Annotated in this window: 15 protein-coding genes; 9 read left to right on the plus strand and 6 right to left on the minus strand. The window is 72.2% G+C overall.

Translation table 11 applies throughout. The annotated features are described in order from the left end of the window. Positions 1-16 precede the first annotated feature (16 nt). From RPQ07_RS28020 to RPQ07_RS28035, 4 genes are all read left to right on the plus strand, one after another. Positions 17-466 (plus strand): DoxX family protein, encoded by a 450-nt coding sequence (locus RPQ07_RS28020; protein ID WP_313946981.1) that lies wholly within the window; start codon positions 17-19, stop codon positions 464-466. A 256-nt stretch (positions 467-722) separates the two neighbouring features. Further along, positions 723-1,829: a slipin family protein gene (locus RPQ07_RS28025; RefSeq protein ID WP_313946982.1), complete on the plus strand. Its 1,107-nt coding sequence runs from the start codon at positions 723-725 to the stop codon at positions 1,827-1,829. A gap of 126 nt (positions 1,830-1,955) precedes the next feature. Then, positions 1,956-4,865 (plus strand): DEAD/DEAH box helicase, encoded by a 2,910-nt coding sequence (locus RPQ07_RS28030; protein ID WP_313946983.1) that lies wholly within the window; start codon positions 1,956-1,958, stop codon positions 4,863-4,865. Next, positions 4,862-6,133 (plus strand): SWIM zinc finger family protein, encoded by a 1,272-nt coding sequence (locus RPQ07_RS28035; protein ID WP_313946984.1) that lies wholly within the window; start codon positions 4,862-4,864, stop codon positions 6,131-6,133. The genes RPQ07_RS28030 and RPQ07_RS28035 overlap by 4 nt, the downstream gene beginning before the upstream one ends. A gap of 119 nt (positions 6,134-6,252) precedes the next feature. Here the strand turns inward: RPQ07_RS28035 and helR are convergent, their stop codons facing one another. Continuing rightward, positions 6,253-8,391 carry an RNA polymerase recycling motor ATPase HelR gene (gene helR / locus RPQ07_RS28040; protein WP_313946985.1) on the minus strand — a complete coding sequence of 713 codons (2,139 nt, stop codon included), beginning with the start codon at positions 8,389-8,391 and terminating at the stop codon, positions 6,253-6,255. Positions 8,392-8,751: 360 nt separating this feature from the next. Here helR and RPQ07_RS28045 point away from each other — a divergent pair, with 360 nt between their 5' ends. After that, positions 8,752-9,936, plus strand: coding sequence for a cytochrome P450 (locus RPQ07_RS28045; protein ID WP_313946986.1), 1,185 nt, complete (start codon positions 8,752-8,754; stop codon positions 9,934-9,936). Positions 9,937-9,988: 52 nt separating this feature from the next. Here RPQ07_RS28045 and RPQ07_RS28050 read toward each other — a convergent pair whose 3' ends face one another. After that, entirely contained in the window at positions 9,989-10,507 is a 519-nt protein-coding gene (locus RPQ07_RS28050; protein ID WP_313946987.1) for a DUF3574 domain-containing protein, read from the minus strand. A 197-nt stretch (positions 10,508-10,704) separates the two neighbouring features. Between RPQ07_RS28050 and RPQ07_RS28055 the strand changes: the two genes are divergently transcribed. Together RPQ07_RS28055 and RPQ07_RS28060 are read left to right on the plus strand one after the other, a co-directional pair. Beyond that, complete coding sequence (locus RPQ07_RS28055; protein ID WP_313946988.1) at positions 10,705-12,042, plus strand: amidohydrolase; 1,338 nt, start codon at positions 10,705-10,707, stop codon at positions 12,040-12,042. A 167-nt stretch (positions 12,043-12,209) separates the two neighbouring features. Continuing rightward, a complete protein-coding gene (locus RPQ07_RS28060) occupies positions 12,210-12,854 on the plus strand; it encodes a chaplin (protein WP_313946989.1) in 645 nt (214 codons plus the stop codon). A gap of 19 nt (positions 12,855-12,873) precedes the next feature. Here RPQ07_RS28060 and RPQ07_RS28065 read toward each other — a convergent pair whose 3' ends face one another. From RPQ07_RS28065 to RPQ07_RS37835, 3 genes are all read right to left on the minus strand, one after another. Then, positions 12,874-13,140 (minus strand): DUF2293 domain-containing protein, encoded by a 267-nt coding sequence (locus RPQ07_RS28065; RefSeq protein WP_313946990.1) that lies wholly within the window; start codon positions 13,138-13,140, stop codon positions 12,874-12,876. After that, complete coding sequence (locus RPQ07_RS37830; RefSeq protein ID WP_413777786.1) at positions 13,023-13,493, minus strand: DUF2293 domain-containing protein; 471 nt, start codon at positions 13,491-13,493, stop codon at positions 13,023-13,025. Before RPQ07_RS37830 ends, RPQ07_RS28065 begins: the two co-directional genes overlap by 118 nt. A gap of 77 nt (positions 13,494-13,570) precedes the next feature. Next, positions 13,571-13,786 (minus strand): hypothetical protein, encoded by a 216-nt coding sequence (locus RPQ07_RS37835; RefSeq protein ID WP_413777787.1) that lies wholly within the window; start codon positions 13,784-13,786, stop codon positions 13,571-13,573. Between RPQ07_RS37835 and RPQ07_RS28075 the strand changes: the two genes are divergently transcribed. Then, complete coding sequence (locus RPQ07_RS28075) at positions 13,785-14,744, plus strand: D-2-hydroxyacid dehydrogenase family protein (RefSeq protein ID WP_313946991.1); 960 nt, start codon at positions 13,785-13,787, stop codon at positions 14,742-14,744. The genes RPQ07_RS37835 and RPQ07_RS28075 overlap by 2 nt on opposite strands. Here RPQ07_RS28075 and RPQ07_RS28080 read toward each other — a convergent pair. Beyond that, positions 14,737-15,036, minus strand: coding sequence for a hypothetical protein (locus RPQ07_RS28080; RefSeq protein ID WP_313946992.1), 300 nt, complete (start codon positions 15,034-15,036; stop codon positions 14,737-14,739). The two genes, RPQ07_RS28075 and RPQ07_RS28080, sit on opposite strands and share 8 nt — an antisense overlap. Before the next feature lie 83 nt (positions 15,037-15,119). Here RPQ07_RS28080 and RPQ07_RS28085 point away from each other — a divergent pair, with 83 nt between their 5' ends. Continuing rightward, positions 15,120-15,851, plus strand: coding sequence for a hypothetical protein (locus RPQ07_RS28085; protein WP_313946993.1), 732 nt, complete (start codon positions 15,120-15,122; stop codon positions 15,849-15,851). Positions 15,852-15,877: the final 26 nt, after the last annotated feature.

The raw sequence follows: 15,877 nt of genomic DNA on the forward strand, positions 1-15,877 counted from the left end.
ACCGGAGGAGACCATCATGTCCGCGACGACCGCCGCCACCACCACGAACACCGCCGCCACCACCGGGAACGGAACGCGACTGAGCCGTCGCGCGAACATCGCCACGCTCACGCTCCAGATCGTCCTCGCCCTCTTCATGGCCGTCCCGAGCGCGGGCCCCAAGCTCGTCGGTCACTCCTCCGCCGCGGAGTCCTTCGACAAGATCGGGTTCGGCGACTGGTTCATGTACGTCACGGGCGGCCTGGAACTGGCCGGCGCGATCGCCCTGGTCATCCCCATCCTGTCCGGGGTGTCCGCCATGGCGTTCATGGGCCTGATGATCGGCGCGTTCATCACCCAGGTGACCGTGTTCGACGGTCAGTACGCGATCACGCCCGTGATCCTGTTCTTCGTCTTCGCCGGTATCGCCTGGGCGCGCCGCCACAACACGGCGGAGCTGGTCGCGCTGATCCGCAAGCGCATCTGACGGCGCCGGGCGTTCGCGCTCCGTCGGCCGAGATCTCCACCGCAGTCAGGAAAGGCCGTACCCGCCGAGGGTGCGGTCTTCCTGCGTTCCGGGGCGTGCGTCGGCGCGCGGCCGTGCCGGGGCGTGTGCCGGTGCGCGGCCGTGCCGGGGCGTGTGCCGGTGCGCGGCGGAGGAGGTGCCCGACGCTCGACCGGCGGAGCATTTCGGGCATACCGTGGTAGGTGGACATCCGGCCCGGACGGTAGGGGGTGCCCTGATGGTCGAGGAGCTGGTGATTGCGGGCGTGTCGGTCGCGTCGGCAGCCGTGGTGTACACGCTGGCCGCTGCCCGGGTGGTCAAGCAGTACGAGCGGGGTGTGGTCTTCCGCCTCGGCCGCCTTCGTGGAACCGAGCGCGGTCCGGGATTCACCATGATCATTCCGGGCGTGGACCGGCTCCGTAAGGTCAATATGCAGATCGTGACCATGCCGGTGCCCTCGCAGGACGGCATCACCCGGGACAACGTGACGGTCCGGGTCGACGCGGTGATCTACTTCAAGGTGATCGATCCTTCCGACGCGGTGGTGCAGGTCGAGGACTACCGGTTCGCGGTCTCGCAGATGGCGCAGACATCGCTGCGTTCGATCATCGGCAAGAGCGATCTCGACGACCTTCTGTCGAACCGGGAGAAGCTGAATCAGGGGCTGGAGCTGATGATCGACAGCCCGGCGATGGGCTGGGGTGTGCAGATCGACCGGGTGGAGATCAAGGACGTGTCGCTGCCCGAGGCGATGAAGCGGTCGATGGCACGCCAGGCGGAGGCCGACCGTGAGCGCCGGGCCCGGGTGATCAACGCGGACGCGGAGCTCCAGGCGTCGAAGAAGCTGGCCGAGGCGGCGGGCGAGATGTCGAAGCAGCCGGCGGCGCTGCAACTGCGGCTGCTCCAGACCGTGGTCGCGGTCGCCGCGGAGAAGAACTCCACCCTGGTGCTGCCCTTCCCGGTGGAACTCCTTCGCTTCCTGGAACGCGCCCAGCAGCCGGCGCCGGTGGCCCAGACGGGCGCTGCCGCACAGCCCGAACCGGGTCAACAGGCGGTGGCTCCACCAGCGCCGGGACCGGCGGTGGAGAGTCCGGCAGCGGCAGCGGAGACCATGTCCGAGCCGGGGACGGTGGACGAGCCGGTGCAGGAGCCGAAGCCGGTGCAGGAGCCGAAGCCGGAATCCCCTGCCGCTCCGGAGGCCGGACCCCAGGCGGTACGGGAGCCCGGGCCGAGGGACTCGTCCGCCGAGCCGATCGCCGGGGACGCGGCCGGCCGCGAGCCGGACGGCGTCACGCAGAACGCCGAGGGCCCGCCATCCGTACGTCCGCTGCCGCCGGCTGCATGATCGCCGCGGCCGGACCTGTCCGGCAACCGCGGACCGGCGCCGCCGTCGGCAGTCATTGTCAGACCCCGCCCGTAAGGTCGTAGATCCAGTGCTCCACCGCACGACCGACGGGTGGGAGGTGACCCGATGACGTCCGAGACGACGCCTGCGCTGCACGGCTGTGCCGCCGTGTTCCTTCCGGCAGCGCTCCCGCGCGAGGGCCGGGTCGCCTTCTGGGACCCGGACGGCGACCGGCTGCGTGACGCGACCGCCGAGATCACCGTCGTCGGACCCGGACCCGGACCCGGACCCGGACCCGGACCTGACGGGCCGGACCTTCCGGACGGGAGCGTGGCGGTGCGTACCGTGCCCGCCGTGCTGCTGTCCGTCGCCGAGGCCGTACCGCTGCTGGCGAATGCACGCCATCGTCCCGGTGCGCACCCCGCCACCGCCTGCTGGGGCGCGGCCGCGCTGCACGCCCTGCATCTGGTGGCGCGCGGCCGGCTGCTGCCGGGGCTGACCCCGACCGATCACGACGCCTGGCGCGCGGGCCCGCTGGACGCGGACGACATCGCCCAGCTGCGTGCCATCGCCGCCGCCATGCCGTACGAGGCACACGCCGTCCCCGTGCCCGGCCCGCAGCCCCTGGATCTGCCCGAACCGGAGACCCTGGTGCGGGCCTTCTTCGACGCGGTCGCCGACGCCCTTCCCCGTACCCCGGCCGCGGCCTTCGCGGCCGGCGCACCGTTCGCGGCCGAGGAGCCCCAGCATCTGCCGGGGGCGCGGGAATGGGCCGCGGAGGCCGCGGCGGGCATGGACGCCGGGGTCCGGGTGTCCCTGCGGCTGGACCTGTCGGCCTTCGAACTCTTCGACATCGCGGACGCGGAGGAGGACGCCGAGCGCAGTGCGGGCGCGGCTCTCGTGCAGGTGCACAGCCTTGCCGACCCGACACTCGTCATCGACGCGGCCCGGCTGTGGGCGGGCGACGGCGACCAGCACTTCGGCCCCCGTGCCCGGATCGACGCGGTGCTCGCGCTGCGCCGTGCCGCCCGCGTCTGGCCGCCGCTCGCCGGACTGCTGGAGCGGGACGTCCCGGACGTGCTGCCGCTCACCGAGAGCGAGTTGTACGACCTGCTGGGGCCGGGGGCGGCACGGCTCGCCGCCGCGGGTGTCGCCGTCCACTGGCCGCGGGACCTCGTGCGCTCCCTGTCGGCCGCCGCCGTCGTACGGCCCGCGCCGGGTTCGGCGACGGACGGCACCCCCTTCTTCGACAGTGCGGAACTGCTCGCGTTCAACTGGCAGTTGGCCCTCGACGGCGATCCGCTGACCGAGAAGGAGATGGACGCGCTGGCGGAGTCGCACCGCCCGGTCGTGCGGCTGCGGGACCAGTTCGTCGTGGTCGACCCGGACCTGGTGCGCAAGGCGCGGAAGCGGGAACTGGGGCTGCTCCAGCCCGTCGATGCGCTGGCCGTGGCGCTGACCGGCACCGCGGAGGTCGACGGCGAGACGGTGGAGGCGGTGCCCACCGGCGCCCTGGCGGCCCTGCGTGACCGGCTCACGGCCGGCGCAGCACCGGTCCCGCCCCCCGAGGGGCTCACCGCCACCCTGCGCGACTACCAACTGCGCGGTCTGGCCTGGCTGGACCTGATGACCTCGCTCGGTCTCGGCGGCTGCCTCGCCGACGACATGGGCCTCGGCAAGACAGTCACGGTGATTGCGCTCCATCTGCGGCGCGAACGTTCCGCCCCGACGCTCGTGGTCTGCCCTGCGTCGCTCCTCGGCAACTGGCAGCGGGAGATCGCTCGGTTCGCGCCCGGTGTGCCGGTCCGCCGCTTCCACGGCGCCGACCGGACCCTCCCGGAATCCGGAGGCGGCTTCGTCCTCACGACGTACGGCACGATGCGCACCAGCGCGGAACAGCTGGCCGGACACACCTGGGGCATGGTGGTCGCCGACGAGGCACAGCACGTCAAGAACCCCTTCTCCGCCACGGCGAAGGCCCTGCGCACCATCCGGACACCCGCCAGGGTCGCGCTGACCGGCACCCCGGTGGAGAACAACCTCTCCGAGCTGTGGGCGCTGCTGGACTGGACGACGCCCGGACTCCTCGGCCCGCTCAAGGCGTTCCGCTCCCGGCACGCGCGCATCGTCGAGCACGGCGAGGACGAGGAGGCCGTCGAGCGGCTCTCCCGGCTGGTGCGGCCCTTCCTGCTGCGGCGCAAGAAGTCCGATCCCGGCATCGTGCCCGAACTGCCGCCCAAGACCGAGTCCGACCATCCCGTGGCGCTCACCCGCGAGCAGGCGTCGCTGTACGAAGCGGTCGTCCGGGAGACGATGGCCGCGATCGAGGGCGCCGAGGGCATCGCGCGCCGCGGCCTGGTGATGAAGCTCCTCACCGACCTCAAGCAGATCTGCAACCACCCGGCGCAGTTCCTCAAGGAACGCGCGCCCACGGAGCAGCGCGGCACCCCGGGGGGCCACACGCGGCGCGGCGGTGCGCCGGGCACGGGCGCCGTGCGGCTGGCCGGCCGCTCCGGCAAACTCGCCCTGCTGGACGAGCTGTTGGAGACGATCCTGTCCGAGGACGGATCGGTTCTGGTCTTCACGCAGTACGTCGCGATGGCCCGGCTGCTCGCCGACCATCTCGCCGCGCGGGCGATCCCGGCCCAGCTCCTCCATGGAGGGACGCCGGTCGCGGAGCGCGAGCGCATGGTGGACCGCTTCCAGTCCGGCGGCGCACCCGTGTTCATCCTGTCGCTCAAGGCGGCCGGCACCGGACTGAACCTGACGCGCGCCGGCCATGTCATCCACTACGACCGCTGGTGGAATCCGGCGGTCGAGGAGCAGGCGACCGACCGCGCCTACCGCATCGGCCAGACCCAGCCGGTCCAGGTCCACCGGCTGATCGCGGAAGGCACCGTGGAGGACAGGATCGCCGACATGCTCGCCGCCAAACGGGCCCTGGCGGACGCGGTCCTCGGCTCGGGCGAGGCCGCCCTGACCGAGCTGACCGACCGGGAGCTCGCCGACCTCGTCTCCCTGCGGAGGCCCTCATGAGCCCGCGCAGCCGCTCCACGGGACCCGCCCGCCACGACGACCGCCGGCGCACGTTCCCCGCGCTCCAGCCCCTGACGGGTGAGGACTTCGCCGCAAGCTGGTGGGGGAACGCCTGGGTGGACGCGCTGGAGGACACCGCCCTGGACCGGGCCAGGCTGGTCAGGGGGCGGGCGTACGCGAGCCGCGGCCACGTCGACGCGATCACGGTGACCCCCGGCCGTGTCATGGCGTACGTCCACGGCAGCAGACCCCGCCCGTACCGCACGGAGATCCGTCTGCGGACGCTCACCGACGACGACTGGGACGATTTCCTCGCGGCGGCGGCCTCCCGGCCGGACCACATCGCGGCCCTGCTCGACAAGGATGTGCCGCACGCCCTGGCGGAGGTGGCGGACCTGCTGCCGACCCCGGGCGATCTGATCCCCGACTGCTCCTGCCCGGACGACGGTTACCCCTGCAAGCACGCCGCCGCGCTCTGCTACCAGACGGCACGGCTGCTCGACGAGGACCCCTTCGTCCTGTTCCTCATGCGCGGCTTGGGCGAGAGGGAGATCCTCGCCGCCCTCGCGCACCGCAACGCGACCCGGTCCGCCGCCGAGCGGAGCACCGCCGCGACGGCAGCACCCGTGCCGACGGTCCCGGCCCGCGAGGCCGTCGCGGCTCGCGGGCTCCCGGTCCTGCCGCCACCGTTCCCCGTCCCCCTCCATCCGGGGCGCCCGCCGGCGTACCCCGAAGGACCCGGTGCGGGCGGCCGCGGGCTCGACTCGCTCGCCCTCGATCTGCTCGCCACCGAGGCCGCCGCCCGGGCGCACACCGTCCTCGCCACCGGCTCCGACCCCATCGCCGGACTCACCGTCTGGCAGGACGCGATCCGGCTGGCCGCCGCTCACCCGGGCTCGGGGCTGACCGCGTCCACCCGCGCGCTGTACCGGGACCTCGCCGCCGCCACCGGTCGTACGCCCACCGATCTGGCGCGAGCGGTGGCCGCCTGGAGACAGGGCGGCCGGGCGGCCCTCGATGTGCTGGAGGAACCGTGGGACCCGCCCGCCGGTCCCTTCGACCGCGCCCGGCCCGCGCTCGCCGCCGCCGACTTCCCGCACTTCCGTCCCTGGCGCAACCACCTCTCGACCAGCTCGCTCCAGCTGCGCTTCGGCCGCGACGGCCTCTGGTACGGCTACGAGTCCGACACGGACCGTGAGGACTGGTGGCCCCGCGGCACACCCGACGCCGACCCGGTGGGCGCGCTCACCGCCCTGCTGGGCAGATGACCGGCCCCGGTGCCGCAGGGGGACCGGTGGACGGACCCGCCCGGCCGGACCGGCTCGCTGACCGGCCCGGCGCGGCCCGGCGCGCACGGCATGGGGGAGGGAGTCCGGGCGGACCCGTGTCAGGAGCTCGTGAGGACCACGAGCTGCTGCGTCGCCCGGGTCATCGCGACATAGCGGTCGACCGCCCCCTCGATGCCCTGGCCGAACGCCTCCGGGTCGACGAGGACGACCAGGTCGAACTCGAGGCCCTTCGACAGCTCCGGGGTCAGTGACCGGACGCGGGACGTTGCCCGGAACGTGGGATCGCCGATGACGCAGGCGGTTCCGTCGTCATGGGCGGCGAGCCAGGTGTCGAGGACCGCGCTCAGATCCGCAGCCGATCCGTGCAGGACGGGGACACCGCCGCTGCGGATGGAGGTCGGCACATTGGCGTCCGGCAGAGCGGCCCGGATGACCGGCTCGGCCTCCGTCATGATCTCTTCCGGCGTCCGGTAGTTGATGCTCAGGGAGGCCTGAGTGATCCGGTCGAGCCCGATCCGTTCCAGCCGTTCCCGCCACGACTCGGTGAACCCGTGCCGGGCCTGGGCGCGGTCGCCGACGATGGTGAAGCTCCGGGACGGGCACCGGAGCAGGAGCATCTGCCACTCCGCGTCGGTGAGTTCCTGGGCCTCGTCCACGACGACGTGCGCGAACGGCCCGGCGAGCAGGTCGGGTTCGGCGCCGGGAAGTCCGCTCTCGTCGATCAGGGTGTCCTGGAGATCCTTCCCGTGCAGCATCCCCATCGCGCCCTGGCTCTCGTCGATCTCGGTGTCCCGCAGCAGGATGTCGATGACGTCGGCCCGGCGCTCCCGTTCGGCGGCGACGGCGACCTCGTGCCGGCGTCTGCGCCGTGCCGTCTCCGGGTCGCCGAGCCGCTGCCGGGCCGCGTCCAGGAGCGGCAGGTCGGACACCGTCCAGGCCTGGGCTTCCTCACGCTGGAGCGTGCGCACCTCGTCGCGGTCGAGCCAGGGAGCGCACATCCGCAGATAGGCGGGCACCGACCACAGGTCCCCGACGAGGTCGGCCGCTTCGAGCAGCGGCCACGCGCGGTTGAAGGCCGTCAGCAGTTCCCGGTTCTGCCGCAGCGACTTGCGGAGCAGATCCTCCGGTGCGTCACCGTCGTGGTTGTCCACCAGGATCGTGACCAGCTCCTCCCAGACCTGGTCGCGCGCCTCGTTGTGCGGAGTACCGGGCGCCGACTCGAACGCCGAGGCCCAGTCGTCGGCGCGCAGCCGGATGTCGGACCAGGGGGTGGTGACCGTCATCCCCTTCGTCGGCGGCTCCTCGTAGAACCCGACGGCCGACTCGATCGCTTTCACCAGCCGCGCGGACGACTTGAGACGGGCCACCTCCGGATCGGTCTCGGTCGCCGCCGTGGCTCCCTCGGTGACGAGGTCCCGCAGCGTGCAGGTCTGCACGCCCTCCTCGCCGAGGCTGGGGAGCACGTCGGCGACGTACCCCAGATAGGGCTGGTGCGGACCGACGAACAGGACGCCGCCCCGGCGGTGACCGAGGCGAGGATCGGAGTAGAGGAGGTAGGCGGAGCGGTGGAGCGCGACGACGGTCTTTCCCGTACCCGGACCGCCGTCGACGACGAGAGCGCCGCGGGAGCCCGCACGGATGATCGCGTCCTGGTCGGCCTGGATGGTGCCGAGCACGTCCCGCATGCGCGTCGACCGGTTGCTGCCCAGGCTCGCGATGAAGGCGGACTGGTCGTCCAGGGCGGCGTGCCCGACGAACCCTTCCGAGGTGAACACCTCGTCCCAGTAGTCGTTGATCCGGCCACGGGCCCAGCGGTACCGGCGGCGGCTCGCCAGACCCATCGGGTTCGCGTGCGTGGCGCCGAAGAAGGGCTCGGCGGCGGGGGAGCGCCAGTCGAGCAGCAGCCGGCGGCCCTCGCTGTCGGTCAGGCCGAGCCGTCCGACGTACAGGGGCTCGGCGCTGTCCTCGGTGACCATGTGCCCGAGGCACAGGTCCAGGCCGAAGCGGCGCAGCGCGCGCAGGCGCGCGGTCAGCCGGTGGACCTCGATGTCCCGGTCCATGGCCTGCCGGCCGATGCCGCCGGGTGTCCGGCGCTCGGCGTCGAGGCGGCCGGACAGCTCGGCGATCGACTCGTCGAGGCATTGCGCGATGGCCGCGAAGTGCTGCTCGTCGCCGGCGATCAGCGTCGGGTCGTCCTTGGAGGAGAGACGGTCGGGAAGGTCGAACGCACTACGCATTCAGTGGCACTCATTTCCGCAGGATCTGGCATCGGCGGACGATTCTGCGGTACGACGGGGGCCTTGCCGCAAGCCCCCCGGTGCGCTATAAGTTAAGAGTGGCAAGGAGTGGGTGTACTCCTTGCCCTTCGTCGTCTTCGGCGACGGACGCTTCGACGGACGGCTCATGACCGTCCGAGCGGCGGCCCGAGCGGCGGGGCCCTACGGTGCACGCCGAACCGTGCCGACGGTACGTCTCACGACTCGTCCCGGGACCGTACGTCTCACAGCTCCGCCCGGGTACGTCCTGCCCAACACCCGGCCCAGGTACGGCCCCGCACCCCCGACGATCCGTCAGAACGCCTTGTCCAGGCTGGCGTCATGACCATGGACGATCCGGCGAGCGAGCTGCTGACCGACCCCTACGCCGTCTACGCCCGCCTGCGGGAGACCGCCCCCGTCCAACGGATCACCGGGCCCGACGGCTCGCCCGCCTGGATCGTCACGCGCTACGAGGACGTACGGCAGGCGCTCGCCGATCCCCGGCTCTCCCTCGACAAGCGGCATGCGCTGCCCGGCAGTTACCGGGGCTTCGCCCTGCCGCCCGCCCTGGACGCCAACCTGCTCAACATGGATCCGCCGGACCACACACGCATCCGGCGCTTCGTCACCCAGGCGTTCACCGCGCGCCGGATCGAGGAACTGCGCACACCGGTCCGGCGCATCGCCGACGACCTGCTCGACGCCGTCGCCCCGCACGGCCGGGCGGACCTGGTCGCCGCCTACGCCGCTCCGCTGCCGATCGCCGTCATCTGCGAACTCCTCGGAGTACCGCCGCACTCACGCCGCGACTTCCGCGACTGGACCGACGCCCTCGTCGCCCCCGACCCCGCACAGCCCGGCCGGGCCAAGCAGGCCATCGGCAGCATGCTCGGCTTCTTCCACGAGCTGCTCGCCCACAAGCGTGCCGAACCGGCGGATGATCTGCTCTCCGCGCTGATCGCGCTACGGGAGGAGGGTGAAGGCCGGCTCAGTGAGGACGAGTTGACGTCGCTCGCCTTTCTCATCCTCTTCGCCGGCTACGAGAACACCGTCCAGCTGATCGGCAACGCGACACTCGCCCTGCTCCGGCACCCCGACGAACTCGCCGCACTGCGGGCCGATCCGACGCGGATCGGCTCCGCCGTCGAGGAGCTGGCCCGGTTCGACGGCCCGGCCCTGCTGGCCATCCGCCGCTTCCCGGTCGAGGACGTGACCATCGGCGGAGTGACCGTTCCGGCGGGCGAGACGGTTTTGCTGTCCCTGGCGTCCGCCGACCGCGACCCCGCCCGCTTTCCGGAGCCGGACCGGCTCGACCTGAGCCGTGACACCGCGGGGCATCTCGCGCTGGGCCACGGCATCCACTACTGCCTCGGAGCACCGCTCGCCCGCCTCGAAACCGGCGTCGCACTCGGCGCGCTGCTGGAGCGTTTCCCCCGGCTGGCGCTCGACACCGCCGAGAGCGAGCTGCGCCGGCGGCCGTCCGCCCGTGCCCGGGGGCTCATCGCGCTGCCCGTCCGCTTCTGAGGGTCCTCAGGGTTCTGGCGGGGCTTGAGAAAGAGGCCTTCCGAGGGCGGGTTCAGAAGTCGGCGAGGGTCGGCTCGTCGAGGCGGGCCACCGACTCCTGCCCGTACGCCGCCCGGTACGCCTCGCGGATCCGCTCGATCAACGGCCCGCGGGCACGGGCCTGCGACGCCGGGTACAGCAGCGTCAGCTCGTACGAACGCTCCTTCTCGATGGTGCCGTTGGCGTCCCGCCACTGCCCGCGGCCGTCCTGGACCGTCAGCCCGTCCGGGAAGCCCGGGGTGACCCTGCGGTCGACGAAGGCCATGAACTGCTCGTCGGTGACATCGGGCCCGCCGTCGGGACGCTCCGTACCGAAGAAGAGCCGGGTCTCGACGTAGGCGCTTCCGGCCGCCGCGGTCGCCCCGACCGCCCCGGTCGGCACCTCCGTCACCGCGGCCGGTACTGCCGTCGCTGCGGCCGCCTTCGGCTCCGGGCCGTCGAGTGCCGAGGTGGCGGAGGGCGCCGCCAGGGTCAGCACGGCGGCAACGGCACCGGCGGCGGCCAGCAGTGAGCGCTGCTTCGAGGTGGGCACGGGTGGATCCTTCCGTCCGGCGTCAGCACGGCGGTCTGCCGGGCGCGCCCTCACTGTGGCAAGGTCCGTGCCGGTGTACCCGGCAGGCCGCGCAGGTCGGCCGGACACCACCCGCACGGGGACGCCGGCCGTTCGGAAGGCGACTCCCGGGCACAGAGGTCAGCGGCCGGGAGGCCGGAAGCCGGAGGGAGAACCGGATGGTTGATCTTGTCATCGACGGGTGCACCGCCCTGGTGCACGACGACAGCGGGCAGATCCAGTTCGTGCAGGACGCCGCCGTCGTGGTGCGCGGGGGAGTGATCGACGCCGTCACGTCCACGCGCGAGGCAGCCTCGATCGAGGCCGTGGAGCGGATCGACGGACGCGGGCAGCTGGCGATGCCGGGTCTGATCAACTGCCACACCCACTCGCCCATGGTCGCCCTGCGGGGGATCGCCGAGGACATGCCCGTCGAGGAGTGGTTCAACGACTGGATCTGGCCGATCGAGTCCAATCTCACCGACCGCGTCGTCGAACTCGGCGCGAGGCTGGCGTGCGCCGAGATGATCCGCGGCGGGGTGACCACCTTCGCCGATCACTACTTCTCGATGGACCGGGTCGCGGCCGCGGTGGCCGACAGCGGACTGCGGGCCAATCTCGGCTGGGCCTTCTTCTCCAGCCAGGGGGCCGAAGGACGCGAGCGCTCCCTGGATTTCGCGCTGCGGATGCGGGGCGCGGCGGACGGCCGGATCACCACCTCGCTCGCGCCGCACGCGCCGTACACCGTGGACGACGACGATCTTGCGGCCACCGCCGCCCTCGCGCGCCGGCACGGGCTGCTCGTCCACCTCCACGCCGCCGAGAACCGGGCACAGACCGACAACAGCCTGGAGCGGTACGGCCGTACGCCCATCGGTGTGCTCCAGCGCACGGGGCTGCTCGACGTAGACGTTCTCATCGCTCACGGGACCGGGATCACCCCGAAGGACCTGGACGTCCTGCGGGAGGGCACAGGACGCATCGGGGTCGCCAGCGCGCCGAAGGGGTACCTCAAGTTCGCATGGGACACCACGCCCGTCCGCGGTCTGGTGGCCGCCGGAGTCGCCGTCGGACTCGCGACGGACGGGGCCGCGTCGAACAACACCCTGGACGTGTGGGAGAGCATGGCGCTGACCGCCCTCGTGCAGAAGTCGGAGGAGAACGACCCCGCCTGGCTCACCTCCCGGCAGGCACTCGGCCACGCCACCTTGCAGAGCGCCCGGGCCGTCGGACTCGGAGACGAGATCGGGTCGCTGGCACCCGGTCGCCGGGCCGATGTGATCCTCGTGGACCTCAGCGGGCCGCACACCCAGCCGTTGCACGATGTGGCCGCGGCCCTGGTGCATTCCGCGCGCTCGGCCGACGTCACCACCACGGTCGTCGACGGCCGGATCCTCATGCGGGACCGCCGGCTGCTCACCCTCGACGTGCCGGAGATCGTCGCCGAACTGAACGCGGAACTCCCCGCGTTGACCGAGCGGCGGAAGGGCAAGCGGATCCAGGACTACGACGGCTGAAACCTGTCCGGCACGGTGGAGACGGCGATACCGCTTACCCCGCCCAGTTCGAAATGCTGCCCACTCGATGGAGTGAAAGGCGTGGGCCACGTAACCCGGATGGCGTCAGGGCGTCGTTGTTCCCGGTGCGGGCGAGTGCCCGCGAACTTCTCCGGAAGGCAGGGAACATGAGGCAGCTTCACCGAAAGGGTCTGGCCACCGTGATGCTCACGGGTGGCGCGCTCGCGCTGACGGGACACGCGTACGCCGACGCCGGGGCGGAAGGCGCCGCGGCCGGTTCACCCGGTGTGCTCGCCGGCAACACGGTGCAGCTTCCGGTACACGTCCCGGTCAATGTGTGCGGCAACACGATCAACGTCGTCGGGCTGCTCAATCCGGCCGCCGGCAATTCCTGCGAGAACACCTCGCAGGACGACGGCCGGCGTGCCGGACACGGCTCGAAGGGAGCCACCGCCGAGGGTGGCAGAAAGGATTCCCCGGGCGTCCTGTCCGGCAACGGCATCCAGCTTCCGGTCGATGTGCCGGTCAACGTCACGGGGAACTCAGTGAACGTGGTCGGTATCGGCAACGCCTCCGTGGGCAACTCCTCCTCCAACAACCCCGGGCAGCCGCCCGCCCAGCCGCGCCCCGTCACCCCGCCCAGGCCCGCCCCGCCCAAGCCGGTCGAACGCGCCGACGCACCGCTGCCCGAGACGGACGTCGAGCTCGCCCACACCGGCTCCGGACCGATGGGCTACGCGGTTCCCACGAGCGCCGCACTGCTGCTCGGCGGAGCGATGCTCTACCGGCGGGCACGCCGCGGCGGGGCCTGAGAACACCCCGCTCCGACGCCTACCGGCCAGGCGGCTGCCGCCACGACGCCGGCACCGTCTCGATCGCGGCGGACACCCGTGTCCGTGCCTGCTTGCGGGCGGTTCCGGCGGTCGGCAACGCGTCGTACCCGGTGTCGAGATGCCGTACGGCGGCCCGTACCGCGGCTGTCACCGCTCCTGTCTCCAGGGACTGGCCCGCGGCGGTGCGGGCCACCCGGCCGCTGCCGCGCGTCGCGGAGTGCGCGGCGATGTCCTGTGCGCGGGCGGGCGGACAGCGGGGGAACAACCGCGGGATCTCGGCGGCCAGGCGGCCCGTACCGCGGCTGTCACCGCTTCTGTCTCCAGGGATCGGCCCGCGGCGGTGCGGGCCACCCGGCCGCTGCCGCGCGCCGCGGCGTGCGCGGCAATGTCCTGCGCGCGGGCGGGCGGACAGCGGAGGAACAACCGCGGGATCTCGGCGGCCAGTCCGGCCGTGAAGCGTACGTCCTCGCCCGCACACCGGGCCGCGTCCCGTTCCCGGCGGCATGCCCGGGCCTCCGCGTCCGCGAGGCAGGCCGACTCGGCACGGGCCGGAGCGGCTTCCTCGACGAGCAGGCCCTGCCGCTCGTACCGCCGGCGGCGGCGGTTGAAGCGGACCACGACCGCGGCGCGTCCGGGTCACCGCGTCGCGCCCGGCCGCCGCGCCAAGGGCCCGGGTGCGACCGCCGAGAGCGAACTCACCTCGCGGGCGCGGCGGGTGAGTGCCGCGGACCCCGCGGCAGGTGGACCAGGTGCGCGAGATCCGCGCAGACCGGGCAGAGCGGCGCGTTGAACTCCCGGATGTGCATCGCCAGCGGCCCCTGACGGCACTCCGCGCAGTACCGTCCCTTCCGTGGTTCGATCACCACCACGTCCATGTCCGCACGTACCCACCGGGTACGCTCCGCTCCCATGACGCTGCACTGTGCCGTGCTCGACGACTACCAGGCGGTCGCGCTCTCCCTGGCCGACTGGTCGGCCGTCGCGGGCGACGTCGAAGTCCGTTCCCACGCCCGCCATCTGGCCTCCGAGGACGAGGTCGCCGACGCCGTCGGCGACTGCGAGATCCTCGTCGCGATGCGCGAACGCACCCCTTTCACCGCCTCGTTGTTCGCCCGCCTGCCCCGTCTTCGGCTGCTGATCACCTCCGGCATGCGCAATGCGTCCATCGACCTGGAGGCCGCCGCCCGGCACGGCGTCACCGTCTGCGGCACCGCCAGCAGCTCGGAGCCTCCCGCCGAACTGACCTGGGCGCTGATCCTCGGTCTCGCCCGCCATGTCGTCGAGGAGAACGTGGCCCTGCGCGGCAACGGGCCCTGGCAGTCGACCGTCGGCGCCGACCTGTACGGCCGCCGGCTCGCCCTCCTCGGGCTGGGAAAGATCGGCGTCAAGGTCGCCCGCGTGGGACAGGCCTTCGGTATGGACGTCATGGCCTGGAGCGAGAACCTCACCGACGAACGGGCCGCGGAGCACGGCGTCGTCCGCGCGGCCTCGCTCGACGAACTCCTCGAAGCAGGCGACTTCGTCTCCGTCCATCTCCAGCTCGGTGACCGCACCCGCGGGCTGATCGGGGAGAACGAGCTGCGGCGCATGCGGTCCACGGCCTATCTCGTCAACACCTCTCGCGCGGCGATCGTCGACCAGTCCGCGCTGGTGCGGGCGCTGCGCGAGGGATGGATCGCCGGAGCGGGATCGGACGTGTTCGCTGCCGAGCCGCTGCCGGCCGATGATCCGCTGCGTGACGCACCGAACTTCCTCGGCCTGCCGCACCTCGGCTATGTCACGCGGCGCAACTACGAGGGCTACTTCACCCAGGCGGTCGAGGACATCGCGGCGTATCTCGCGGGCAGCCCGGTCCGCCGGCTCACCTGACACCCGGCGCCAGCGCGCCGAGCAACTCCGAGAGCGTTTCAGGTGCCTGCTCGGAGCGATCCGCCCGGTCGGCCTCGTCCGGTGCCCCGCGCATGCGGTCGGGCACCGCGCAGGCCGACGCGGCCAGGGCCGGCGCCGGCGGGTGGTCACACGTCAACTGGACGCGGACCAACGCCTGATGGTCGTCACACATCAACTGGACGTGGACCAGAGCCTGATGGTCGCCGGAACGCAGCCGGCAGTCGTCGATGCGGGCCGCTCCGGCGCCGGCCGTCCGGAGTCTGCTGCGCACGGTGCCACCGGTCGTTCCGGCCGCGTCCCGGTGCTCCGAATAAGGGTTCGAGCGCGTCGGAAGGTCTTGGTAACGTGATCGACGTGGCGAAACTCAATCAGATCATCGCAGTGGAGAAAGGCGTCAAGTCCAAGACGCACCAGGGCCTGACGGCCGCTCACCACGGGCTCCAGAAGCCCGCGTTGCTCGCCGGCATCTCGCGTACGTACCAGCCCAAGGACGAGGAGGGCGAGCAGCTTCCTCCCGAGTCCACGCGGGTCCAGGTCAAGGCCGAGGACGTGCTGCGCGACACGGCGAAGACGCTGACGCGGCTGTTCGACGTGACCGCCACCAAGGACTGGGCGAACTGCACCGCGCGCGCCGATGTGACGGTGGACGGGCGGGTGCTCGTGAGTGATGTACCGGTGGCGTACCTCCTGTTCCTGGAGAAGCAGCTGACGGACATCAACACCTTCGTGCGCAAGCTGCCCGTGCTGGACGCGTCGGAGTCGTGGACGCAGGACCCGTCGACGGACGCGTGGAAGACCGAGGCGGTCCGTACGCTGCGGACCAAGAAGGTGCCCCGCAACCATGTGAAGGCCGAGGCGACCGAGAAGCACCCGGCCCAGGTCGAGGTCTACTACGAGGACATCCCGGTCGGTTACTGGACGACGGTGAAGTTCTCCGGCGCGCTGCCGGCCCGGCGGGTGAACGAACTGCTGGAGCGGGTGGAGAAGTTGCAGCAGGCCGTGAAGTTCGCGCGCGAGGAGGCCAACGGCGCGGAGGTCACCGACGAGCGCGTGGGTGACGCGGTGTTCGGCTACCTGTTCGGGTAGCCTTCAAGACTCCCCGTCCGCTGCTG

The sequence above is a fragment of the Streptomyces sp. AM8-1-1 genome (genome assembly GCF_032229325.1).
In the GTDB taxonomy this organism is placed as follows: Bacteria; Actinomycetota; Actinomycetes; order Streptomycetales; family Streptomycetaceae; genus Streptomyces; species Streptomyces achmelvichensis.